The organism is Allobosea sp. FW305-C-101, assembly GCF_058783685.1.
In genome coordinates this window covers 245,290-266,758 of the sequence record NZ_JBYSYT010000001.1, presented here as the reverse complement: position 1 = coordinate 266,758, position 21,469 = coordinate 245,290, and the positions used below count along the sequence as shown (strand labels likewise).

Here is a 21,469-nt window from a genome sequence, read left to right as displayed (position 1 = left end):
GAACCGCATGAAGATCATCTTTGCGTCGGCGGCTGCCGGCGTCGGATACCTGTCACAGCGCATGGCGCGGACCGGAACCGGGGGCTGAAAGAGGGGCGCGCGGCTTTTCGGCCGGGCGCAGCTCGCAAGACCAGAACAGTGGCACGGACAACAACACGACCACGGCGCAACCGCACCGCCGCAGGATCGCCGGCCACGACAAGCGAAGCAAAAAAGGGCGTGACAGGTGTCGAGCATTCCCAGCGAACAGGTATCACCCGGCAAGGCGTCGTTATTCTACGACCCGAAGATCCGGGGCTATGTCTATCAGATTGCTCTGGTAGCGGTCGTCGTCTTCCTGATCTGGTCGGCGGCCTCGAACGCGATCGAGAACCTGCGCGCGCAGAAGATCGCCTCAGGCTTCGGCTTCTGGCACAACGCCGCCGGCTTCGACATCAACCAGAAGCTGATCCCGTTCTCCGCCTCGGGCGGCTCGACCTATGGCGACGCCTTTATCGTCGGCCTCTTGAACACGCTGCTGGTTGCCGGGCTCGGCATCATCCTGGCGACCTTCCTCGGCTTCTTCGTCGGCGTCGCCCGGTTGTCGAACAACTGGGTCATCTCGAAGCTCGCGATGATCTATGTCGAGGTCATCCGCAACATCCCGCTGCTGCTCCAGCTCTTCTTCTGGTACAACGCGGTGCTGAAGCCGCTGCCGAACCCGCGCGATTCGATCAAGCTGCCGACCGGCGCCCTGCTCAATAACCGCGGCCTCTACCTTCCCGATCCGCAGCTCGGGCCTGGCGGTAACCTGATCGTCTGGGCGTTCCTGATCGGCCTCGTCGCCACCTTCGTTTTCCGTTACTGGGCTCGCAAGCAGCAGGCGGCGACTGGCCGGCAGTATCCGGTCGGCTGGGTCGCGGTTGCGCTGATCGTGGTCCTGCCTCTGCTCGTCTATTTCGTGACGGGCCGGCCGGTTTCCTTCATCTATCCCGAACTCGCCGGCTTCAACCTGCGCGGCGGCATCCAGATTTTCCCGGAATTCGTGGCGCTGCTGATCGGCCTGACGACCTATACGGCCGGCTTCATCGCCGAGGTCGTGCGCGCCGGCATCCTCGCGGTCTCGAAGGGGCAGAGCGAGGCGGCCCATGCGCTCGGCCTGCGCAGCGGGCCGACATTGAAGCTCGTCGTGATCCCGCAGGCGATGCGGGTGATCATTCCGCCGCTGACCTCCAACTACCTCAACCTGACCAAGAACTCGTCGCTGGCGGTTGCGATCGGCTATCCCGATCTCGTCCAGGTCTTCACCGGCACGGTGCTGAACCAGACCGGCCAGGCGGTCGAGGTCGTGGCGATCACGATGGCGGTCTATCTGACGATCTCGCTGGTGACGTCGCTCTTCATGAACATCTACAACAAGCGCATGGCGCTGGTGGAACGGTGAGGGCTGCGCGATGACCGACGCAACAACCGAAAACGCGCCCTTCGCCTTCGTCCGCAAGGAGACGCTCCAGCAGGAGCCGGCGCCGCTCTCCGTCGCCGGCCCGCTGGCCTGGATCAGGGGCAACCTGTTCTCCAGCCCGCTCAACGCGATCCTGACGCTGCTCTGCGTCTGGCTCGTGATCGACACGGTTCCGGGGATGGTCCGCTTCTACATCCTTGATGCGGTCTGGACCGGCACGAACCGCGACGCCTGCCTCGCCGACAAGGTTGGCCGGCCCGTCGGGGCGTGCTGGGCCTATATCGCGGATCGCACCCAGTACTTCATCTATGGCTCCTATCCCGTGGCGGAGCGCTGGCGCGTCAACATCGTCTTCGCGATGTTCGCGCTGGGCGTGGTCTGGCTGCTCTGGAACAGGATGCCACTGAAGAAGGTCGGTTTCTTCTTCTTCTTCGTCATCCTGCCGGCGAGCGCCTTCATCCTGCTGCTCGGCGGCCCGCGCGCCGAGAGCTTCCTGCGCTTCCTGATCATCGTCACCTTCGCTCTGGCGGTGCTCTATCTGGTGCTTTCGTTCGTGCCGGGGCTGATGAAGTTCTGGATCGGCGAGGGGCAACTCGCGGTCGAGGAGGCGATGCCGGCCTGGCAGCGCTTCTACCGGCCGAAGCGCCTGATCCTGATCTCGCTCGTCGTCTTCGGCCTGCTGGCGATCCTCGCCGACAAGGTCGGCCTGCCGCGCGTCGATACCGGCCTCTGGGGCGGCATGACCGTGACCTTCCTGATCTCGGCGGTCGGCATCGTCTTCTCGCTGCCGCTCGGCGTGCTGCTCGCTCTCGGCCGACGCTCGCGGCTGCCGGCGATCCAGCTGCTCTCGGTGATCTTCATCGAGTTCGTGCGTGGCGTGCCGCTGATCACCGTTCTGTTCATGGCCAACACCATGCTGCCGCTCTTCGTGCCGCAGGAATGGTCGCCTGACCGTCTGCTGCGGCCGCTGATCGGCGTCGCGCTCTTCGCCGCCGCCTATATGGCAGAGGTGGTGCGCGGCGGCCTGCAGGCGATGCCGAAGGGCCAGTACGAGGGCGCGATGTCGCTCGGCCTCGGCTACTGGCAGATGATGCGCCTGATCATTCTGCCGCAGGCCCTGCGCATCGTGATCCCGGGCATCGTCAACACCTTCATCGGGCTGTTCAAGGATACGACGCTGGTCACCATCGTCGGCATCTTCGACTTCCTGCGCACCATCGAGGCGACGCTGATCGATCCGACCTGGGCGACGCCCACGACACGGTCGACAGGTTACGCTTTCGCCGCCATCTTCTATTTCCTGTGCTGCTGGGGAATGTCGCGCTATTCGATTGCGGTCGAGAAGCGCCTCGCCGCCGGCCAAAAACGTTGAGAGGGACGACAACAATGGCAATGGCAGAAACCAAGACGACCGGCTCCCGCCCCGCGGCGCTGAAGCAGACCTCGCTGAACACCGCGACCGCCGTCGAGATGATCGGCGTGAACAAGTGGTATGGCGAGTTCCACGTGCTGCGCGACATCAACCTGAAGGTCGGCCGGGGCGAGAAGCTGGTCATCTGCGGACCTTCCGGCTCGGGCAAGTCCACGATGATCCGCTGCATCAATCGTCTGGAAGAGCACCAGAAGGGCCAGATCATCGTCGACGGCACGGAACTGACCAACGATCTCAAGAAGATCGACGAGATCCGCCGCGACGTCGGCATGGTCTTCCAGCACTTCAACCTGTTCCCGCATCTGACGATCCTCGAGAACCTGACGCTGGCGCCGATCTGGGTGCGCAAGATGCCCAAGAAGGATGCCGAGGAGATCGGCATGCACTATCTCAAGCGCGTCAAGATTCCCGAGCAGGCTCACAAATATCCGGGCCAGCTCTCGGGCGGCCAGCAGCAGCGCGTGGCGATCGCCCGCTCGCTCTGCATGAGCCCTAAGATCATGCTGTTCGACGAGCCGACCTCGGCGCTCGATCCGGAAATGGTCAAGGAAGTGCTCGACACCATGGTCTCGCTGGCCGAGGAAGGCATGACCATGCTCTGCGTCACCCACGAGATGGGCTTCGCCCGTCAGGTCGCCGACCGCGTCATCTTCATGGATGCCGGCCAGATCGTCGAGATGAACACCCCCAACGAGTTCTTCAAGAACCCGCAGCACGAGCGCACCAAGCTCTTCCTCAGCCAGATCCTGCACTGAGCCTGGAAGACTTTTTCATCGACAAGGGCGCGCCGGAGTTCCGGCGCGCCCTTTTGCGTTCCGGATGCATCGTGGAACGAATGCCTGGCTGATCCGTTGTTGTGCAAACGGAGGAAAAGCCATGAAACGACTTGTTCCTGCCCTGCTCGCCGCCATTCTGATGAGCGGCGGGGCCTATGCCCAGTCGATCAATGTCGGCCCCGGCGGCGTCAGCGTCGATACGCGCTCACCGCGTGACCGAGCCATCGACCGGGAAATCCGCGAGGAGCGGCGCGACCGATATGAGCGGCATCGCGAGCGCGAATGGCGCCGGGCCAATTATCGCGGCGACGACTGCCGCACCGTGACGACCGAGCGCGAAACCCCGCGCGGCACCGTGCGACGCACGACTCGCGTTTGCGATTGAGTTTTGCTGCTCCGGCAGGCGCGACATCCGTCCATGAAAAAGGCCCGCGACGCCGAGCGTCGCGGGCCTTCTGCTGGAAATCGGACTTACTTGCCGTCGCGCGCCTTCACGGCCTGGTCGGGGAAGTCCGAGAACAGGCCGTCGAGCCCGATCGCGAAGAAGGCCTTGTACTCGGCGCCGGCATCGCCCTTGAAGTCGGAGGCCAGGCGCTTCGGCTCGCTGCGGAAGGTCCAGCTATGGACCAGCAGGCCCGCCGCATGGGCGTCCTTCACGACATTGGTCGGGGCGATCAGGGTGCGGTCGCGCTCGTCGATCGCGCCGTCGCCATTGAGGTCCTGCGGCTTGCCATCAGTGCCGATCGTCTGCTTGGCGCCGATCAGATAGGGCTTCCACGGGCCGACGCCGTCGGCATAGGTCGCGATCTCCTTCAGGCCCTCGGCCGAGAGCATGTCCTGGAAGGTCCGCTTGTCGCCGAGCACGGCGAAGTCGTACGGGCGGTCGAAGGGCGCGACCAGTGTCACCTTGCCGTCCTTGTCGACGCCATCGCCATCGACGAGCTGAACCAGGCGCAATTGCGTCTTCGGGCGCAGGTATTTCAGGTTCGCCGTCTCGAAGCTCTGGATGAAGACCGGCGCCGCCTTGTCGGTCCAGCCGGCGGCTTTGAGCATGTCCAAAAGCTTGTCCTCGAAGGCGAGGCCGAGCGCGGCGTGATAGGTCGGATGCTTGGTCTCGGGATAGATGCCGATGGTGCGGGCGGTGCGAGCGCTCTCGGCCTTGGCGAGGTCGATCACCTCCTGGAAGGTCGGGATCGCGTACTTGCCGTTATGCGACTGGTCGCGATCGGCGAAGGCCTGCTTGGCCCTCAGCGTCTTGATCTCGGCAGCGGTGAAGTCGTTGGCGAACCAGTCGGTGGTGTCGACGCCGTCGACCTTACGGGTGGTCTTGCGGTTGGCGAATTCCGGGCGATCGGCGACATCGGTCGTGCCTGATAGCATCGGCTCGTGGCGGACGATCAGCACGCCGTCCTTGGTCGAGACGAGGTCGGGCTCGATGAAGTCGGCGCCCTGCTGGATCGCGAGCTTGTAGCCCTCGATCGTATGCTCCGGCAGGTAGCCGCTGGCGCCGCGATGGGCGACGACGATCGGCTTCTGGCCGGAAAGCGTCGGAGCGGCCTGCGCGAACGCGGCCGGAGCCTGGAAGGCCAGAGCGGCGAGAAGCGTCGTCGAGAGAAGGAATTGCTTTGTCATGGTCTGGCTCAGCCTCGCGAAAATGCGTGGGACCTTAAGGCGGCGGATATGACACGGCCATGAAGGCGAGCGCTTGGATTTGAGGGGAGTGTAGCGGCTTTCACCTGACTTGGGAGTGGTCGGGAATCGGATAGTGTGCGGGCCGCGTTTCGGACGAGCACACACATCACGGCTGAACGACGATACGGCGAACCCGCGCCCAAGACGATCGAAACGATTGCCGGCGCGGATTGGTATGGCGACGAACTCAACCGGCAGCGCTACCAGAGCACGCTGTTCGCCGATCTCGATCTGAGCGAGGCCCGGAATACGGGCTGCGTCTTCACCGAATGTACATTTCGCCGGGCGCGCTTCAACGGCTCCACGCATCACAGCGCCGCTTTCGTGAACTGCACCTTTGCTGGCTGCAATTTCTTCGACACGACCTTCACCGAATGCAAGTTCGTGGGCAGCATGTTCGACGGTTGCCAGTTCGACAGCATGAAAGTCGTCGACGGCGACTGGTCCTTTGTCGGGCTTCCCGGAGCGGACCTGCGGAAAGCGAGTTTCCGGGGTACGCGATTACGCGAGGCGGACTTGACCGGCGCGCGCTGCCAGGATGGCTCGATCCGGGACGTCGACCTGTCGGGCGCGTGGCTGCACAGCGCCGATTTCTCGAATTGCGACCTGAGAGGCAGCGATCTCAGCGCACTGGAGCCGGCGAACACGCAGATCAGGGGCGCGATCATCACGATCGATCAGACGATCATCTTCGCAAAAGCGCTGGGGCTGGATGTCCGCCGGAAATGACCTTGCCGCGGATCATCGCAGCAGCCTTGCCCGGAAACGGACTGTGATTCAGCCCAAGAAAAAACCCGCTCCGGAAAGCCGGTGCGGGTTTCGTTCGAGCGCTGATGCGATCGGAACGCTGCTTAAGCGCTGCCGTCCCGTCCCGCGCAATCTCAGCGGCGGTTCTCGAGGGTCGTCTTGGCGTCGAGGCGCTTGGAGGCCGGCGGGGTGTAGTCCGGCTGCTGGGTGGCGCAGGCGGCGAGGCCGAGCGCGACGAGGCTCAGGATGAGGATGCGGCTGGCGCTTTTCATGTGTGGAGATCCCGTTGGCCGCGACATGCGGTTGCATCGTCTTTCCCCTTGTGAAACGACCGCGTCAAGAGTCTGGCGCCGGGGCCTTCATGTCCCAGCGTCATGTTTGAATCGGTCGAAGCTCGTTCGACCTCGTTTTGCGGCATTCCGGAGCGCGTCCGGCCGTGCCAGGATTGAAGTGTCATGACCCCAGCCGCCCGGATCAGCGCCGCCATCGAGGTGCTTCAGGATATCGTCGAACGCCGCCGGCCGGCTGCCGATTCGCTCAAGGACTGGGGCCTGTCGCGCCGCTTCGCCGGCTCGAAGGACCGCGCGGCCGTCGCCTCGCTGGTCTATGACGCGCTCCGCCGCAAGGCTTCGTCCGGCTATGCGATGGCGTCCGAGACGCCGCGCGCGCTCGTCCTCGGCATGCTCGCCGGCCTGCGCGGCCTCGGCGTCGCCGAGATCGCGGCGCTGTGCTCCGGCGAGAATCACGCGCCGCAGCCCCTGAGCGACGACGAGACCGCGCTGCTCACCGCCTTTTCGGTCGAGGGCGCGCCTGATTGGGTGCAGGCAGACGTCCCGGAATGGCTCTGGCCATCGTTCCATGCGGGCTTGGGCAAGGCTGCCATCACTGAGGGCGAGGCGCTGGCCGCGCGCGCGCCGATCGATCTGCGCGTCAACCGCCTCAAGGCTGGCCGTGATGCCGTGCTGAACGATCTCGCCCATCTCCAGCCGGAGCAGGGCCCCTGGTCGCCCGACGCCCTGCGCTTCCAGCCCGGCCATGACGGGCGCGGCCCCTCGTTGCAGACCGAGCCCGGCTTCTTCGCCGGCGCCTTCGAGATACAGGACGAGGGCTCGCAGCTGGTGACGCTGCTGGCGGGAGCCCAGCCGGGCCAGACCGTGATCGATCTCTGCGCCGGGGCAGGGGGCAAGACGCTGGCGCTGGCCGCGCTGATGGCCAATCGCGGCAGCCTCTATGCCACCGATCTCGACAGCCGCCGCCTCGCGCCGCTGCATGACCGGCTGGCGCGCTCGGGCGCCTCCATCGTCGAGGTTCGCATTCCCCGCTCGCGCGGCCACGAGCCCTTCGCCGATATCGCCGGCCAGGTCGACCTCGTGCTGGTCGACGCGCCCTGCACCGGCTCCGGCACCTGGCGGCGCAATCCGGATGCGAAATGGCGCGTGCGTCCCGGCGCGCTGGCCGAGCGCGTCAAGGATCAGGCCGAGGTTCTGGCCCGCGCCGCGAGGCTGGTGAAGCCCGGCGGCCGCATCGCCTATATCACCTGCTCGGTGCTGCCGGAGGAGAACGACGAGGCGATCCGCGCCTTCCTCGGCAAGCATGCTGGCTTCTCCGCCATCGCGCCGATCGACGTGCTCAAGGGTGCCGAAAGCGACTTCTCCCTGCTCGCCCGCTTCGGCACGGAATTCGGCCTGCAGCTCTCGCCACGGCGCACCGGCACGGACGGGTTCTATCTGGCTTGCCTCCAGCGCGGGGATTGAGGCTGTCGCGGGCGTTGCACGCGCCCGCGCGATCCATTAACGGAACGCGATGACGAGCGCTCAGCCCCATCACGACTCCATCCTCATCATCGATTTCGGTTCGCAGGTGACGCAGCTGATCGCGCGGCGCATCCGTGAGATCGGCGTCTATTGCGAGATCGCCCCGTTCCAGTCGGCGGCCGACGCCTTCGCGCGCATGAAGCCGAAGGGCGTGATCTTCTCGGGCGGCCCGGCCTCGGTGCCGGACGAGGGCAGCCCGCGCGCTCCCGACGCCGTCTTCAGCGCCAACATCCCGCTGATGGGCATCTGCTACGGCCAGCAGACCATGGCGCATCAGCTCGGCGGCAAGGTCGAGGGCGGCCACGCTGCCGAATTCGGCCGCGCCGATGTCGAGATCGTCGCGCCGTCGAAATTGTTCGAAGGCGTCTGGGAAAAGGGCGCGCGCTATCCGGTCTGGATGAGCCATGGTGACCGCGTCACCGAACTGCCTGCTGGCTTCTCGGTCAAGGCGACCTCGGAGAACGCCCCCTTCGCGGTGGCGAGCGATGAGGAGAGGCGTTTCTACACCACGATGTTCCACCCCGAAGTGGTCCACACGCCCGATGGCGGCAAGCTGCTGCGCAATTTCGTCGTCGAGATCTGTGGCTGCAAGCCGGACTGGAGCATGTCGGCCTACCGCTCCGAGATGCAGAAGAAGATCCGCGAGCAGGTCGGCACCGGCCGCGTCATTTGCGGCCTCTCCGGCGGTGTCGACTCGGCGGTGGCGGCGGTGCTGATTCACGAGGCGATCGGCGACCAGCTCACCTGCGTATTCGTCGACCACGGCCTGATGCGGATGAACGAGGCCGAAGAGGTCGTCCGCCTGTTCAGGGATCACTACAACATCCCGCTGGTCCATGTTGAGGCCGAAGAGCTTTTCCTCTCCGAGCTTGCCAAGTGCGGCGCCGATCCGGAAGCCAAGCGCAAGACCATCGGCCGGCTCTTCATCGACGTCTTCGATGCCGAGGCCGCCAAGCTCGGCGGCGCCGATTTCCTGGCGCAGGGCACGCTCTATCCCGATGTTATCGAGAGCGTGTCGTTCTCCGGCGGTCCCTCGGTGACCATTAAGAGCCACCACAATGTCGGCGGCCTGCCCGAGCGCATGAAGATGAAGCTCGTCGAGCCGCTGCGCGAATTGTTCAAGGACGAGGTACGCGTGCTCGGCCGCGAGCTCGGCCTGCCCGAGGCCTTCGTCGGCCGCCACCCCTTCCCGGGACCGGGCCTCGCCATTCGCTGCCCCGGCGAGATCACCAGGGAGAAGCTCGACATCCTGCGCAAGGCGGATGCGATCTATCTCGACGAGATCCGCAAGGCCGGCCTCTACGATGTGATCTGGCAGGCCTTCGCTGTGCTGCTGCCGGTGCGCACCGTCGGCGTGATGGGCGATTACCGGACCTATGACCATGTCTGCGCGCTGCGCGCGGTGACTTCGGTCGACGGCATGACGGCGGATTTCTATCCCTTCGACATGAACTTCCTCGGCCGCGCCGCGACCCGGATCATCAACGAGGTCAAGGGCATCAACCGCGTCGTCTACGACGTGACCTCGAAGCCTCCCGGCACGATCGAGTGGGAGTGAGGGGCGGCAACGCCATCTACCCGAGCCGCATTCGCGGCTGATCGCAGATCGTTGACATCAAATCCACCCCCATCGGCCGACGATCTCGGCCCATGGCGGGTGGATTTTTCGTTTGAGTCGTCATGACGCTGCCGGCATTTGCCTCTCCGAAACGACTGCCGGTCAAGATGGCTGCCTGTTCTCCGGAGGTGGATGTGGAAACGTCGCTCTATCTGCCCGTCAAGCGCTTCCTTGAAGCGCTAGGCTACACCGTCAAGGGCGAGATCGGGCCTTGCGACCTTGTCGGGCTGCGTGACGGCGATCCCTCCGTCGTGGTGATCGGCGAACTGAAGATGAGCTTCAATCTCGAGCTCGTCCTGCAGGGCGTCGATCGGCTCAGCCTCGGCGATGAGATCTGGCTGGCGGCTCAGCTCTCCGCCCGCGGGAAGGGGCGCGAGAGCGATCCGCGCTATCGCAATCTCTGCCGGCGCCTCGGCTTCGGATTGCTCGGCATCTCGAAGGCCGGCGATGTCTCCATCCTTGTCTCACCGGCGGCACCCACGCCGCGCAAGGACCCGCGCCGGCGCTCGCGGCTGGTGGATGAGCACAAGCGCCGCCAGGGCGACCCGGCCATGGGTGGCGGCACGCGCAAGCCGATCATGACGGCCTATCGCCAGCAGGCGCTGGCCTGCGCCGCGGCCATGGCCGCTGAGCCGAAACGGCCGCGCGACCTCAAGCCGTCCTGTCCCGATGCCCAGAAAATCCTGCACCGCAACGTCTATGGCTGGTTCGAGCGCTCCGGGCGTGGGGTCTATGCGCTGACGGAGGCCGGCCGCAGCGCCTTGGCCGCATGGCATGCCCAGCTCCCGGTGACCCCGGCGGCGGGGCTCGCAGCCTGAGCGCGGCCATCCCCTTGCCATGGCTGCGCCTCAACGCGATCGTAGAGCCTCCGGCGATCGTTCGAATTGCCTGAAAGGGGTTGTGATGATGGCGCAGAAATTTCTGGCGGCTGGGGTGCTGTCGCTGGCAGCCTTGACACTGGCGGCTTGCCAGAGCGATGCGCAGCAGGCTCCGATGGGAACCGCGCCAGGCTTGCCCGGTGCGTGCAGCGAGGATGCTGCCGAGGCTCTGGCCGGCAAGGCCCGTGTCAGCGATGCCGAAGCCCAGCAGGCCACCGGCGCGACGATCGTGCGTCAGATTCGGCCGGGGCAGGGCGTGACCATGGATTACCGCAAGGAGCGGGTGACCATCGAGACCGATCCGAAGACCGGCCGGATCATCCGCGCCTATTGCGGCTAGGGGCGGAGCGGCGGCATCTCCGAGCCTTCGGTCGCCGCCGGCTGCGCTGTCGCGACGCTAAGGCCCTGAACGAAAAAACCGCCCGAAAGGGCGGTTTTTCAAAGTGAAATCAGATCGGGAGGCCAAGGCCTCACTTGATCTTGGTTTCCTTGAACTCGACGTGCTTGCGCGCGACGGGGTCGTACTTCTTCTTCGACATCTTCTCGGTCATCGTACGCGAGTTCTTCTTCGTCACGTAGAAGAAGCCGGTGTCGGCGGTCGAAAGCAGCTTGATTTTGATCGTCACGGCCTTGGCCATGGGTCTATCCTCGAACCATGCGGGCCAAAGGCCCTCGGAAAAGAAAATGGCCGGGCGAACCCGGCAAACCGTCAGCGCGGGGAATGCCGCAAAGGGCCGGCGAAGTCAAGGAAGAATAGCTCGGCGGCGCGAAAGGCCTCTCAGAGCTCCTCGCGCACGAAGCTGCCGCGCTTCTCCCAATAGAACGGGACCGGCAGATAGGGCGCGAAACCACCCTCGATCCGGGCCTCGACCTCCTGGATGATCACCTTGGTGATGGTCGGCAGGTCGAGTTCCTTCGCTTCGTCGAAATCGACCCAGACGAAATCCACCAGCTCCGAATCGGGGCCGATGATGCCGTCGATACGCTTGGCGACGGCGGAGGCGTCGATCGCGAAGAAGCGGGTGTCGAATCGCTTGGGTCGGCGCGGCGGCGTGATCGCGCGCGCGACGAAGGTCACCGCCGAGAGATCGGGATAGATGCCCTGCGCGGCGAAATCGCTCCAGCTTCCCGGCGGCGGGGCATCCGGCGCGCCGAACTCGTCGGAGCCGAAGAGCAGCCCGGTTTCCTCGAAGGTCTCGCGGATCGCGGCCATCGCCAATGCACGGGCCTTGCCGGCGCTGGGGCGCAGGCAGCGCTTGCCGAGCCGGTCCTCGCAGATCTGCGGCACGGCGCCGGTCGCGACCATCTGCCGGTCGCCGGCATCGACGCGCCCGCCGGGGAAGACATATTTGCCCGGCATGAACTTGTGGCTCGCATGGCGCTTGCCCATCAGCACCTTCGGGCGCGTGCCGCTGCGATCCAGGATCATCATGGTCGCGGCGTCCTTGGGACGCTGGTTGGCGGTGGTGCGCGCCCGCTCGGCCTGGGTCAAGGTGACGGTATGGTCGGTCATGAACGGGAATCCGAAGGGGGCAGGGGCTGGCGTTCGGGCCGGTCGGGCTCGCCGCCGAAGCCATGCATGCGCACGGCCCATTGCAGGCCGACGACGCCACCCTTGACGGGCTGCATCAGCGCGAAGGACAGGATGATGGTGAGCAAGGGCCAGACGGTCATGTGCAGCCACATCGGCCAGTCCGCGAACTTCTCCGCGAGCAACAGGCCGCCGACGATGATGTGGCCGACGATGGTGATCACGATATAGGGCGGTAGGTCGTCGGCACGCTGGTGATGCAGGTCTTCGCCGCAGGCCTCGCATCGATCGACGGGCTTTAGGAAGGCGCGGAACAAACGGCCCTTGCCGCAATGCGGGCAGCGGCCGCGCAGGCCGCGCGCTACCGCTTGGCGCCAGTCGCGCTCTTCGAGCTGCGTGCCCGCGCTATGGACCTGGACGCCCATCACCGCCTCTTGCCGGGCTTGCCCTTGCCCGACTTGCTTTTGCCGAAGCTGCCCCCGCCCGGCTTGCCCTTCTTGCCGAAGCTGGCCGCCGGCCGGCTCGTCCCGAAAGGCACGGCACCGCCGCGTCGCCTGCCGGCGCCGCCTGTGGCCACTTTCCGCCCGGGCGAGAGGATCTCGAAGCGCAGCGCGCCCGCGACCGGTGCGGCCTCGACGAGCTTCACATGGACGCGGTCCCCGAGGCGCCAGCTCTCGCCGGTGCGCTCGCCGATCAGCGCGTGGGCCGCTTCGTCATAGCGATAGTAGTCGCCGCCCAGCGTCGAGGCTGGGATAAAGCCGTCGGCGCCGGTGCCGTCGAGCTTCACGAACAGACCGGCCTTGTGCACGCCGCCGATGCGCCCGTCGAAGCTCGCGCCGATCTGGTCGGCGAGGAAATGCGCGATCAGGCGGTCGGTGGTCTCGCGCTCGGCCGCCATGGCGCGCCGCTCTGCCGCCGAGATGCGGGTCGCGACCTCGCGCAGCTCCGCGAGCGTGACGCTCTTCGGCAGGCCGTCATCGCCAAGCTTCAGCGCCGTGATCAGGGCGCGATGCACGATCAGGTCGGCATAGCGCCGGATCGGCGAGGTGAAATGGGCGTAACGGCGCAGGTTGAGGCCGAAATGCCCGTAATTCTCGGCGACATACTCGGCCTGCGCCTGCGTGCGCAGCACGACCTCGTTGATCAGTGTCTCGTTCTCCGAGCCCTTGATCATCGCCAGGATGCGGTTGAACAGCACGGGCCTCAGCGCCCCGTCCTGCGGCAGCTTGATGCCGATCGAGGCCAGCACCTCACTGAGGGCCCGCATCTTCTCCAGCGAGGGCTCGTCATGGCAGCGATAGATCAAGAGGCTGCCGGCCTTCTCCAGCGTCTCGGCCGCCGCGACATTGGCGAGGATCATGAATTCCTCGATCAATCGGTGCGCAGCGAGCCGCTCCGGCACGATGACGCGATCGACCGAACCGTCCGGTTTCAGGATCAGCTTGCGCTCTGGCAGGTCGAGCTCGAGCGGCTGGCGCTGGTCGCGGGCGCGCGCCGCAATGCCATAGGCCGCCCAGAGCGGCATCAGCACGCTCTCCCGGATCGGCGCGGTCTTCTCGTCGGTCTGTCCGTCGATCGCGGCCTGAGCCTGCTGGTAGGAGAGCTTCGCCGCCGAGCGCATCAGCACACGGTGGAAGGAATGGCTCTTCTTCGAGCCGTCCGCCTTGAGCACGAGCCGGACGGCGAGCGCCGGCCGGTCCTCCTGCTCGCGCAGCGAACAAAGATCGTTCGAGATCCGCTCCGGCAGCATCGGCACGACGCGGTCGGGGAAATAGACCGAGTTGCCGCGCTCCAGCGCCTCGCGGTCGAGCGCAGAGTGCGGCGTGACATAGCTCGCGACATCGGCGATGGCGACGGTGACGATGAAGCCGCCGGGATTGTCCGGATTGTCGTCCGGCACGGCATGGACCGCGTCGTCATGGTCCTTGGCATCGGCCGGGTCGATGGTGACGAGCGGCAACGCGCGCCAATCCTCACGCCCTTTCAGGCTCGCAAGCGGCGCGTTCGCCGCTTCCTGAAGGGCGGCCGGCGGGAATTCATGCGGGATGCCGTGGGCATGGATCGCGATGAGGCTGACGGCGCGTTCGGACTTGATCGAGCCGAGCCGCTCGCGCACCTGCGCCTCCGGCGGGCCGAAGCGGCTCTCGCGGCGCAGGCTGACCGAGACGAGGTCTCCGTCCTGCGCATCGGCCGTGCGGCCCTTCGGAATGATCGCTTCGCGCCCCTGCGCCTTCTTGTCGATCGGCACCAGCCGGCCGGAGCCATCGGGCAGGGCGCGGAAGATGCCGAGGATGGCGGCCTTGGCCTTGCCCATCACCTTGAGCACGCGGCCGGAATAGCCGAAGCCATCGACGCCACGCAGACGCGTCAGCTTGAGGATGACCTGATCGCCGACGCCTGGCGCAGGCGCTGTCGACTTGTCCTTGCGGCGCCCCTCGCGGCTGCGTTCGATCAGGATCTGCGGCGGGGCGCCGTTCTCGGCCTCGTCCCATTCCAGCGGCTGGGCGACGAGGTCGCCCTCGCGGTCGCGGCGCTTGATCTCCGAGAGCAGCACGGGCGGCAGCGCACCGCGCGAATGGACGGGGCGCTCCTTGCCGTCGCCGCCGATCTCGCCTTCCTCCGCCATCTCCTTGAGCAGGCGCTTCAGCCAGATCTTGCCGCCGCCATCGAGCCCGAAGGCCTTGGCGATCTCGCGGCGGCCGACCTCGCGGCCGGCAGCGCGCTCTTCCTCGATGAAGTCGAGAATGGCCTCGCGGCTCGGATCAGGAACGGACACGGCCGGTACTCGGGGCATTGGGCAGGGAAAAGCGTGACACGCCGCCTGTCTGCCACGGCTTGCGGCCGGGCGCCAGCATTGGCGGCCCAAAAGCAAGAAGGGCTGCCCTTGCGGGCAGCCCTTCCATTGCCGAACCGCGACCCGGCGAACCGGATCTGAAGGTGCGAAAACTCACGCGGAAAAGAAACCCCAGCAAGAAGAGGTCCAGGTCCGCCCGCCTTGCACCAGCGGTTGATGACAATGAGACACTGGATCACCTCCTTTCAGTTGTTACCGACAAGAAGGAGGCTAAGGCGATTCTGCGGTAGTCGTAAATGCCAAAAAATGCGCTGGACGAGCCCGACGAAAGTCGCGTTCCGGGCCGTAAAAATATGAGCCGGCTCTTGCGTTGCACAGGAATGAGGCAGCGAAGTCTGCGAGAAGGGCACCATCCGCAACGCGTTAGCCGTGCAGCTTCAGCCCCTTGATGATCTTGTCGATCTCCTTGCGCTCGGCATGGAGCCCGATGCCGACGAGATCGAGCGCATCCGTAGCCACCGCAGCGACGGCAGCGCGGTTGTCCACGTCATTGCCGGTCGCGAACAGCTCTTTCGTATAGAGATGCGGCCGGACGCCGCGTTGCTGCGCCCGCTGGAGCACGTTGGTAAGCTCTGCGGCGCTGGCCGCGAAGATCAGGACGGGCTGGCGGATCAAGGACCCGTAGAAGCGGCCGGAGGCATCCTGATAAGGTTCACCGGCGAGTTTCTGAGAGGCTCCGACGAGGCCGCCGGCGAGGAAGCTGGCGACATTGAGTTTTTGCCAGGTTGCGAGATCATCGCGAACCACGATGGCGATCTTGGTATCGTAACGCATGGATGCATCGCTAACCGAGGCCGGCAAGGCCCGTCTTGAACGATCGTGCGGGCCCGAGCGGGACTGGGTCCGGCTCGGCACCGGCGCGGATGGCATCGAGCGCATGGAGGCGTTCTTCCGCGGCTATGCCTACGATCCGCACCGCCATGACACCTATGCCTTCGGGTTGACACTCTCGGGCGTGCAGTCCTTCGATTATCGTGGCACCAGGCGCGACAGCCTCGGTGGCCATGCCATCGTCCTGCATCCCGACGAGGTCCACAACGGCCGCTCCGGCATCGAGAGCGGCTTCCGCTACCGCATGCTCTATGTCGAGCCGCGCCTGATCCGGCAGGCGATGGGCGAGGGCGGCCGCGCCTTGCCCTTCATATCCACAGCCGTTTCGCAGGAGCCCCGCCTCGTCGCGGCGATCGCCCGCGCGCTGCGCGATCTCGACGAGCCGCTTGATCCGCTGGCGGTGGACGATCTGGTCGAGCGGCTCGCGCAGGCCCTGCTCGCGCTCGATCCCTCGGCCGGGAGTGCTCGCCCGTCCAGGCGCGATGCCACGGCGCTGGAGCGGGCGCGCGATTATCTCGATGCCCACGCGACGGAGGCCGTGGATTCAAGCCGGCTGGAAGTCATGACGGGGCTCGATCGCTTCGCCTTGGCGCGCCAGTTCCGCGCCTCTTTCGGCACCAGCCCCTATAACTACCTCGTGATGCGCCGCCTGGATCGCGCCCGCCGGATGCTGGCGGAAGGCGCGTCCCTGGCCGATGTGGCCTTCGCCTGCGGCTTCGCCGACCAAAGCCATCTCACCCGCCAGTTCCGCCGCGCCTATGGCGTCACGCCGGGGCGCTGGCGGGCTCTGCAACGGCAAATCCGGGCCTGAGACCTGCGTCGCGCTGGCTTGCTCCGCCCGCCGCCTCCATGCTTGAAGCAGCGAGAGCCGGCTTTGCGGAGTGTCTGAGATGCAGCTTGGAGTGATCGGCCTCGGCCGGATGGGGGGCAACATCGTGCGCCGCCTGATGCGCGCCGGCCATGAATGCGTGGTCTATGATCGCGATCCGAAGCCGGGCCAGGCGCTCGCCGCCGATGGCGCGATCGTTGCCGCCGATCTCAAGGACATGGTCGCCAAGCTCAAGGCGCCCCGCGCCATCTGGGTGATGCTGCCGGCCGGCAAGATCACCGAGGCGACGCTGGCCGAGCTCGCCGGCCTCCTCAGTGAGGGCGACACGCTGATCGACGGCGGCAACGCCTTCTGGAAGGACGATGTCCGCCGCGGCAAGGAGCTTGGGGCCAAGGGCATCCATTACATGGATATCGGCACCTCCGGCGGTGTCCACGGACTCGACCGCGGCTACTGCCTGATGATCGGCGGCGACAAGGCGGCCTTCGACCGGCTGGAGCCGATCTTCGCCACACTGGCGCCCGGCAAGGGCGAGATCGAGCCGACCAAGCATCGCGAGGGCCGCAACCCGACGAGCGAGCAGGGCTATCTGCATTGCGGCCCGACCGGCTCCGGCCATTTCGTCAAGATGATCCATAACGGCATCGAATACGGCATGATGCAGGCTTTCGCGGAGGGCTTCGACCTGCTGCGCAACGCCTCGGCCAAGGAAGGCCTGCCGGCCGAATACGGCTTCGATTTCGATACCGCCGAGATCGCCGAGGTCTGGCGCCGCGGTTCGGTCGTCACCTCCTGGCTGCTTGATCTCACGGCCGAGGCGCTGGCCGCCGACGAGGAGCTCTCCTCCTATACCGGCAATGTCTCGGATTCCGGCGAGGGCCGCTGGACGGTCGATGCCGCCGTCGAAACCGCGACCCCGGCCGAGGTCTTGACCTCGGCGCTGTTCGCCCGCTTCCGCTCGCGCGTCGACCATACCTTCGGCGAGAAGATCCTCTCGGCCATGCGAGCCGGCTTCGGCGGCCATGTCGAAGCCAAGAAGTAGGGCCGAAGCGGTGGCAGAGGCAGCAAGCGGCGGTCGCCCGGCCGTCATCGTCGTCATGGGCGTCGCCAGCTCGGGCAAGACCTCGCTCGGCGAACGGCTGGCGGAGCGTCTCGGCTGGCCCTTCCGCGATGCCGATTCCTTCCATCCGCCAGAGAACGTCGCCAAGATGGCCGGCGGCACGCCGCTCAACGACGACGATCGCAAGCCCTGGCTCGCGGCCATTGCTGCATGGATCGATGACCTGCGGGCCAAGGGCGAGCACGGCATCGTCACCTGCTCGGCGCTGAAGCGCGCCTATCGGCAGGTGATCGTCGGCGACCGGCCGGATGTGCGCCTGGTCTATCTCAAGGGCTCGCGTGAGCTGATCGGCCGGCGCATGGCGGCCCGCCAGCACCATTTCATGCCGCCGGCCCTGCTCGACAGCCAGTTCGCCGCGCTGGAGGAGCCGGGCGACGACGAGAGGCCGCTGGTCGTCTCGGTCGAGGACAGCAAGGACGCGATCGTGCAGGACGTGGTCGAGCGGCTGGGGTTGTAGGCGGCTGGATGGCCAACCGCAGCCGTCATGCTCGGGCTTGACCCGAGCATCTCGGAAACCAGTGTCTTCTCGTCATGAGATTCTCGGGTCTGCGCTTCGCTCCGCCCGAGAATGACGACTGAGTCGAGGCCGTCCACTTTCACGTCACCTCGAACCAGCTCCACAGCCCGAGGTCGAAGCGCTCCAGCACCGTCGACGAGATCAGCCAGCGGCCGGGATTGTCGGCGATGAAGGCGATATGCAGCTTCTTGCGCTCGGGAATCTGCACGGTGTCGAGGAAATAGTTCTCCCAGCCGTCGTCGAGCGGATGCAGCAGCCGGAAGCTGTGGCCGTGGACATGGAACGGCTGGATGAAGGCGGTGCGGTTGTCGATCGCCATGACGATCGGCGTGCCGCGCTTGACGCTGAACAGCGGCTTGCCCTCGAAGGAGCCGGTGCCGCCATTGACCCGCCACGGGCTGGCAAGATCGAGCCCGGTGAAATCGAGCTTCTGGTCCTCGGTCAGCTTGGCGCCGCCCTCGATCACGAGTTCGGGGCGAAGCGCATCCTGCATGCGCACGCCGAGGGGCAGGGCAGGGTTGAGCTTGAGGGCCGGCGCGGCCGCTGGCGGCACCTGTGGCTGGCCCGCCGTGACGATCCGCACCAAAGGCAGCCCGCCGCCGATCAGGGCGCTGACATTGACGGCGGCGCCGACCTCGATCGGCAGGTCGAGGATGACGTCGTAGCGCGTGCCCGGCGCGAAGGGCAATTGCGCGCGCACCGGCTCGAAACTCTCGGTCGGCTGGCTGTCGACCGCGATCACGGTCGCCTTGCCGCCGTCGAAGCGCAATCGCATGATCCGGGCATTGCAGGCATTGGCGAGCCTGAGGCGGATGCGCGCGCCCGGCCGGGCCGTGATCGGCTGCGGCGGCGAACGGCCATTGACGGTCAGCCAGCTCCCGAGCCGCCCGGCCGAGGCCGCGGCGTTGCCCTGCAGCACGAAGGGCTGGATCGCCTGGTCGTCGCCGATCAGCCAGTCCGTGATGAGGACGGGCAGGTCGAGATCGACGGCGGGCGGTTCCTTCTCCTCGACGATGATGAGCCCGCTCAGGCCCCGGCCCGCAGGTTCGGATGAGCCGGCGGTTCGAAGCGGGCGATAGAGCAGGGTGCCCGAATCCTGCGGCGTGATCCGGAACTCGCCGGTTTCTCCGGGCGCGATCGGCGGGCGGGTGAAGCTGGCGGCGCCATCGCGCTCGGCCTCGCCGCGCAGCCCGTACCAATGCAGGTCGAGCGGTGCCGTGGTCTTGTTCTCGAGCTTCACGGCCAGCGTCTCGCCCTGCTTGATTCGCAAGGGAGGGGCCGGCGTCGCGCCATCGAAGGTCCAGATTTCCGTATCGACCGGCGGCGACGGGCGCAGCCGGGCCTTCGTCGGGGCGGCGACGAGCGATTGCCGCTGCGGCTCGCTTGCCGGCTTGGCGGTCGGGGCGGGAACTTGCGCGAAACCCGCTGAGGGCGCGATCAGGCAGGCGCCGCCGAGCCCCGCCAGCATATGGCGGCGCGTGAGCGAGGGGCGGGCGGCGGCGGGCGGCTTCGTCATGGCCTATCGCATAATCCGGCCGGCCGGTTCTGGCGAGAGCCGGTCCAGCCCCGGCTTCGAAAAGCGCTGCGGGTGGCCTGTTTTGCAGAACCGTCATTTTTTTGCTGCATGGCCCGGCCGAAATGCGTATAGGCCTGCGGCTTGACGATGGCCGCGCTGCGTTTGCTCGCGCGCAGCGCTATCGGCCGGCGGGCGTGGCGGAATTGGTAGACGCACTGGTTTTAGGTACCAGCGGCGAAAGTCGTGGGGGTTCGAGTCCCTCCGCCCGCACCACTGGCATAGTTTTTCGCGAGCGCGGCGGCGGTCGGAACCGGCGTCGCGCTTTGGACATTGAGACGTAAACGAGCTGTTGGCGGTACAAAAATGAACGTGACCGAAACCCTGTCCCAGGGCCTCAAGCGCGAATTCCAGGTGGTGCTGAATGCCGCCGACCTGAAGACCAGGCTCGACGGCAGCCTTCAGGACCTCCAGGGCAAGGCCAAGATCAATGGCTTCCGCCCGGGCAAGGTGCCGGTCGCGCATCTGCGCCGCCTCTATGGCCGCTCGGTCATGTCCGACGTGCTGCAGAACGCCGTCAACGAGGCGAACCAGAAGATCGTCGCCGACAACAACCTGAAGCTCGCCTTCGAGCCGCAGATTCGCTTCCCCGAGAACAAGGACGAGATCGAGGCCGCGATGGAGGCCAAGGGCGATCTCGCCTTCACCGTCGCGCTTGAGGTTCTCCCGAAGATCGAGCTCGCCGACCTCTCGGACGTCTCGCTCGTGAAGCCGGTCGCCGAGGTTCCGGACGCCGATGTCGACGCCGCGCTGCTGCGCATGGCCTCGGGCAACCGCAGCTACACCTCCAAGGGCGAGAAGGCCAAGGCCGAGAAGGGCGATCGCCTGATCATCTCCTTCGTCGGCACGCTCGACGGCGAGAAGTTCGACGGCGGCACGGGCGAGGGCATCCCGCTCGATCTCGGCGCCGGCCAGTTCATTCCGGGCTTCGAGGAGCAGCTCGAGGGCGCCAAGACCGGCGAGACCCGCACCGTCAAGGTGACCTTCCCCGAGAACTATGCGGCCGAGAACCTCGCCGGCAAGCCGGCCGAGTTCGAGGTCACCGTGACCGACGTGCAGGGCCCGGAAGCCATCGAGATCAATGACGAGCTGGCCAAGGCCTTCGGCATGGAGTCGCTCGATAAGCTCAAGGAAGCCGTGAGCGAGCAGATCGGCCGTGACTTCACCGCCCAGTCGCGCCGCAAGCTCAAGAAGGGCCTGCTCGACGCGCTCGACGGCAAGTACACCTTCGAGCTGCCGCCGACCCTGGTCGAGCAGGAGTTCGCCAGCGTCTGGAGCCAGGTCGAGGCCGACATGAAGCAGGCCAACAAGACCTTCGCCGACGAGGACACCACCGAGGACGCCGCCCGCGCCGACTACCGCAAGATCGCCGAGCGCCGCGTGCGCCTGGGCCTCGTGCTGGCTGAGATCGGTGAGCAGGCCAAGGTCCAGATCTCGGATGACGAGGTCACGCAGGCCCTGATCGAGCGCGCCCGCCAGTTCCCGGGCCAGGAGAAGCAGGTCTGGGACTTCTATCGCAAGAACCCGCAGGCTCTGGCCGAAATCCGCGCCCCGATCTTCGAGGAGAAGGTCGTCGACCATCTGCTCGGCCAGGTGAAGGTCGAGGACCAGACGGTTTCGCGCGAGGCGCTCTACGCTGACGAGGACGCCGAGGAGACCACCGAGGCCAAGCCGAAGAAGGCCGCCGCCAAGAAGACGAAGAAGGCCGAAGCCAAGGCCGACGACGCGTCTGCCTGAGCATCGGACCGAAAAGTGGGCACCACTTTTCGGAACAATCTGATGCTGGCCAGAGAGCCGGATCGCCACCTTGCGTCCG

Annotated in this window: 21 protein-coding genes and 1 tRNA gene; 14 read left to right on the top strand and 8 right to left on the bottom strand. The window is 66.3% G+C overall.

Annotated elements, in window-relative coordinates; translation table 11 throughout:
• Positions 1-226 precede the first annotated feature (226 nt).
• The 4 genes from AC3WMA_RS01260 (at position 227) to AC3WMA_RS01245 (ending at position 4,034) form a co-directional block, all read left to right on the top strand.
• Positions 227-1,423 (top strand): amino acid ABC transporter permease, encoded by a 1,197-nt coding sequence (locus AC3WMA_RS01260; protein WP_492283602.1) that lies wholly within the window; start codon positions 227-229, stop codon positions 1,421-1,423.
• Positions 1,424-1,433: 10 nt separating this feature from the next.
• Positions 1,434-2,813 carry an amino acid ABC transporter permease gene (locus AC3WMA_RS01255; RefSeq protein WP_492283601.1) on the top strand — a complete coding sequence of 460 codons (1,380 nt, stop codon included), beginning with the start codon at positions 1,434-1,436 and terminating at the stop codon, positions 2,811-2,813.
• Between the two features lie 20 nt (positions 2,814-2,833).
• Entirely contained in the window at positions 2,834-3,628 is a 795-nt protein-coding gene (locus AC3WMA_RS01250) for an amino acid ABC transporter ATP-binding protein (RefSeq protein ID WP_374678830.1), read from the top strand.
• A 121-nt stretch (positions 3,629-3,749) separates the two neighbouring features.
• On the top strand, positions 3,750-4,034 hold the full coding sequence (locus tag AC3WMA_RS01245; RefSeq protein ID WP_492283600.1) for a hypothetical protein: 285 nt from the start codon (positions 3,750-3,752) through the stop codon (positions 4,032-4,034).
• A gap of 86 nt (positions 4,035-4,120) precedes the next feature.
• On the opposite strand, the gene AC3WMA_RS01240 is transcribed toward AC3WMA_RS01245, so the two are convergent.
• A complete protein-coding gene (locus AC3WMA_RS01240; protein ID WP_492283599.1) occupies positions 4,121-5,281 on the bottom strand; it encodes a glycerophosphodiester phosphodiesterase in 1,161 nt (386 codons plus the stop codon).
• Positions 5,282-5,416: 135 nt separating this feature from the next.
• On the opposite strand from AC3WMA_RS01240, the gene AC3WMA_RS01235 reads away from it, so the two are divergent.
• Positions 5,417-6,070: a pentapeptide repeat-containing protein gene (locus tag AC3WMA_RS01235; RefSeq protein ID WP_492283598.1), complete on the top strand. Its 654-nt coding sequence runs from the start codon at positions 5,417-5,419 to the stop codon at positions 6,068-6,070.
• 152 nt (positions 6,071-6,222) lie between these two features.
• On the opposite strand, the gene AC3WMA_RS01230 is transcribed toward AC3WMA_RS01235, so the two are convergent.
• Positions 6,223-6,360 (bottom strand): lipoprotein, encoded by a 138-nt coding sequence (locus AC3WMA_RS01230; protein ID WP_173046700.1) that lies wholly within the window; start codon positions 6,358-6,360, stop codon positions 6,223-6,225.
• A 183-nt stretch (positions 6,361-6,543) separates the two neighbouring features.
• Here AC3WMA_RS01230 and AC3WMA_RS01225 point away from each other — a divergent pair, with 183 nt between their 5' ends.
• The 4 genes from AC3WMA_RS01225 (at position 6,544) to AC3WMA_RS01210 (ending at position 10,738) form a co-directional block, all read left to right on the top strand.
• Positions 6,544-7,842 (top strand): RsmB/NOP family class I SAM-dependent RNA methyltransferase, encoded by a 1,299-nt coding sequence (locus AC3WMA_RS01225; RefSeq protein ID WP_492283597.1) that lies wholly within the window; start codon positions 6,544-6,546, stop codon positions 7,840-7,842.
• A gap of 49 nt (positions 7,843-7,891) precedes the next feature.
• Entirely contained in the window at positions 7,892-9,460 is a 1,569-nt protein-coding gene (gene guaA, locus AC3WMA_RS01220; RefSeq protein WP_492283596.1) for a glutamine-hydrolyzing GMP synthase, read from the top strand.
• A 194-nt stretch (positions 9,461-9,654) separates the two neighbouring features.
• A complete protein-coding gene (locus tag AC3WMA_RS01215; RefSeq protein ID WP_492283595.1) occupies positions 9,655-10,338 on the top strand; it encodes a DUF2161 domain-containing phosphodiesterase in 684 nt (227 codons plus the stop codon).
• Between the two features lie 88 nt (positions 10,339-10,426).
• On the top strand, positions 10,427-10,738 hold the full coding sequence (locus AC3WMA_RS01210) for an I78 family peptidase inhibitor (protein ID WP_492283594.1): 312 nt from the start codon (positions 10,427-10,429) through the stop codon (positions 10,736-10,738).
• A gap of 130 nt (positions 10,739-10,868) precedes the next feature.
• On the opposite strand, the gene rpmG is transcribed toward AC3WMA_RS01210, so the two are convergent.
• The 5 genes from rpmG to AC3WMA_RS01185 form a co-directional block, all read right to left on the bottom strand.
• Complete coding sequence (rpmG, locus tag AC3WMA_RS01205) at positions 10,869-11,036, bottom strand: 50S ribosomal protein L33 (protein ID WP_038367996.1); 168 nt, start codon at positions 11,034-11,036, stop codon at positions 10,869-10,871.
• 140 nt (positions 11,037-11,176) lie between these two features.
• The gene (locus tag AC3WMA_RS01200) at positions 11,177-11,911 is read right to left on the bottom strand and encodes an NUDIX hydrolase (RefSeq protein ID WP_492283593.1); all 735 of its coding nucleotides are present in this window, start codon (positions 11,909-11,911) and stop codon (positions 11,177-11,179) included.
• Positions 11,908-12,354, bottom strand: a complete 447-nt coding sequence (locus AC3WMA_RS01195) for a DUF983 domain-containing protein (protein ID WP_492283592.1) — start codon at positions 12,352-12,354, stop codon at positions 11,908-11,910. Before AC3WMA_RS01195 ends, AC3WMA_RS01200 begins: the two co-directional genes overlap by 4 nt.
• Entirely contained in the window at positions 12,354-14,723 is a 2,370-nt protein-coding gene (rnr, locus tag AC3WMA_RS01190) for a ribonuclease R (RefSeq protein WP_492283591.1), read from the bottom strand. Before rnr ends, AC3WMA_RS01195 begins: the two co-directional genes overlap by 1 nt.
• 423 nt (positions 14,724-15,146) lie before the next feature.
• Positions 15,147-15,557 (bottom strand): DUF2000 family protein, encoded by a 411-nt coding sequence (locus AC3WMA_RS01185; protein ID WP_492283590.1) that lies wholly within the window; start codon positions 15,555-15,557, stop codon positions 15,147-15,149.
• On the opposite strand from AC3WMA_RS01185, the gene AC3WMA_RS01180 reads away from it, so the two are divergent.
• The 3 genes from AC3WMA_RS01180 to AC3WMA_RS01170 all read left to right on the top strand — a co-directional run bounded on the left by AC3WMA_RS01180 (position 15,556) and on the right by AC3WMA_RS01170 (position 18,020).
• Positions 15,556-16,425: a helix-turn-helix domain-containing protein gene (locus AC3WMA_RS01180; RefSeq protein ID WP_492283589.1), complete on the top strand. Its 870-nt coding sequence runs from the start codon at positions 15,556-15,558 to the stop codon at positions 16,423-16,425. The two genes, AC3WMA_RS01185 and AC3WMA_RS01180, sit on opposite strands and share 2 nt — an antisense overlap.
• A gap of 79 nt (positions 16,426-16,504) precedes the next feature.
• Complete coding sequence (gnd, locus tag AC3WMA_RS01175) at positions 16,505-17,485, top strand: phosphogluconate dehydrogenase (NAD(+)-dependent, decarboxylating) (RefSeq protein ID WP_492283588.1); 981 nt, start codon at positions 16,505-16,507, stop codon at positions 17,483-17,485.
• A 10-nt stretch (positions 17,486-17,495) separates the two neighbouring features.
• The gene (locus AC3WMA_RS01170) at positions 17,496-18,020 is read left to right on the top strand and encodes a gluconokinase (RefSeq protein WP_492283587.1); all 525 of its coding nucleotides are present in this window, start codon (positions 17,496-17,498) and stop codon (positions 18,018-18,020) included.
• 139 nt (positions 18,021-18,159) lie between these two features.
• Here the strand turns inward: AC3WMA_RS01170 and AC3WMA_RS01165 are convergent, their stop codons facing one another.
• On the bottom strand, positions 18,160-19,596 hold the full coding sequence (locus AC3WMA_RS01165; protein ID WP_492283586.1) for a multicopper oxidase family protein: 1,437 nt from the start codon (positions 19,594-19,596) through the stop codon (positions 18,160-18,162).
• A gap of 188 nt (positions 19,597-19,784) precedes the next feature.
• On the opposite strand from AC3WMA_RS01165, the gene AC3WMA_RS01160 reads away from it, so the two are divergent.
• Together AC3WMA_RS01160 and tig are read left to right on the top strand one after the other, a co-directional pair.
• Positions 19,785-19,869: transfer RNA gene (locus AC3WMA_RS01160), tRNA-Leu, on the top strand.
• A 90-nt stretch (positions 19,870-19,959) separates the two neighbouring features.
• The gene (tig, locus tag AC3WMA_RS01155; protein WP_492283585.1) at positions 19,960-21,390 is read left to right on the top strand and encodes a trigger factor; all 1,431 of its coding nucleotides are present in this window, start codon (positions 19,960-19,962) and stop codon (positions 21,388-21,390) included.
• Positions 21,391-21,469 lie beyond the last annotated feature (79 nt).

Bases quoted from the DNA above. Each gene is read 5' to 3' on its own strand.
- AC3WMA_RS01210 (WP_492283594.1), top strand. From the start codon at position 10,427: ATGGCGCAGAAATTTCTGGCGGCTGGGGTGCTGTCGCTGGCAGCCTTG.
- AC3WMA_RS01200 (WP_492283593.1), bottom strand. From the start codon at position 11,911: ATGACCGACCATACCGTCACCTTGACCCAGGCCGAGCGGGCGCGCACC.
- tig (WP_492283585.1), top strand. From the start codon at position 19,960: ATGAACGTGACCGAAACCCTGTCCCAGGGCCTCAAGCGCGAATTCCAG.
- AC3WMA_RS01225 (WP_492283597.1), top strand. From the start codon at position 6,544: ATGACCCCAGCCGCCCGGATCAGCGCCGCCATCGAGGTGCTTCAGGAT.
- AC3WMA_RS01180 (WP_492283589.1), top strand. From the start codon at position 15,556: ATGGATGCATCGCTAACCGAGGCCGGCAAGGCCCGTCTTGAACGATCG.
- AC3WMA_RS01185 (WP_492283590.1), bottom strand. From the start codon at position 15,557: ATGCGTTACGATACCAAGATCGCCATCGTGGTTCGCGATGATCTCGCA.
- AC3WMA_RS01165 (WP_492283586.1), bottom strand. From the start codon at position 19,596: ATGACGAAGCCGCCCGCCGCCGCCCGCCCCTCGCTCACGCGCCGCCAT.
- AC3WMA_RS01250 (WP_374678830.1), top strand. From the start codon at position 2,834: ATGGCAGAAACCAAGACGACCGGCTCCCGCCCCGCGGCGCTGAAGCAG.
- AC3WMA_RS01245 (WP_492283600.1), top strand. From the start codon at position 3,750: ATGAAACGACTTGTTCCTGCCCTGCTCGCCGCCATTCTGATGAGCGGC.
- AC3WMA_RS01230 (WP_173046700.1), bottom strand. From the start codon at position 6,360: ATGAAAAGCGCCAGCCGCATCCTCATCCTGAGCCTCGTCGCGCTCGGC.
- AC3WMA_RS01240 (WP_492283599.1), bottom strand. From the start codon at position 5,281: ATGACAAAGCAATTCCTTCTCTCGACGACGCTTCTCGCCGCTCTGGCC.
- guaA (WP_492283596.1), top strand. From the start codon at position 7,892: ATGACGAGCGCTCAGCCCCATCACGACTCCATCCTCATCATCGATTTC.
- AC3WMA_RS01255 (WP_492283601.1), top strand. From the start codon at position 1,434: ATGACCGACGCAACAACCGAAAACGCGCCCTTCGCCTTCGTCCGCAAG.
- rnr (WP_492283591.1), bottom strand. From the start codon at position 14,723: ATGCCCCGAGTACCGGCCGTGTCCGTTCCTGATCCGAGCCGCGAGGCC.
- rpmG (WP_038367996.1), bottom strand. From the start codon at position 11,036: ATGGCCAAGGCCGTGACGATCAAAATCAAGCTGCTTTCGACCGCCGAC.
- gnd (WP_492283588.1), top strand. From the start codon at position 16,505: ATGCAGCTTGGAGTGATCGGCCTCGGCCGGATGGGGGGCAACATCGTG.
- AC3WMA_RS01195 (WP_492283592.1), bottom strand. From the start codon at position 12,354: ATGGGCGTCCAGGTCCATAGCGCGGGCACGCAGCTCGAAGAGCGCGAC.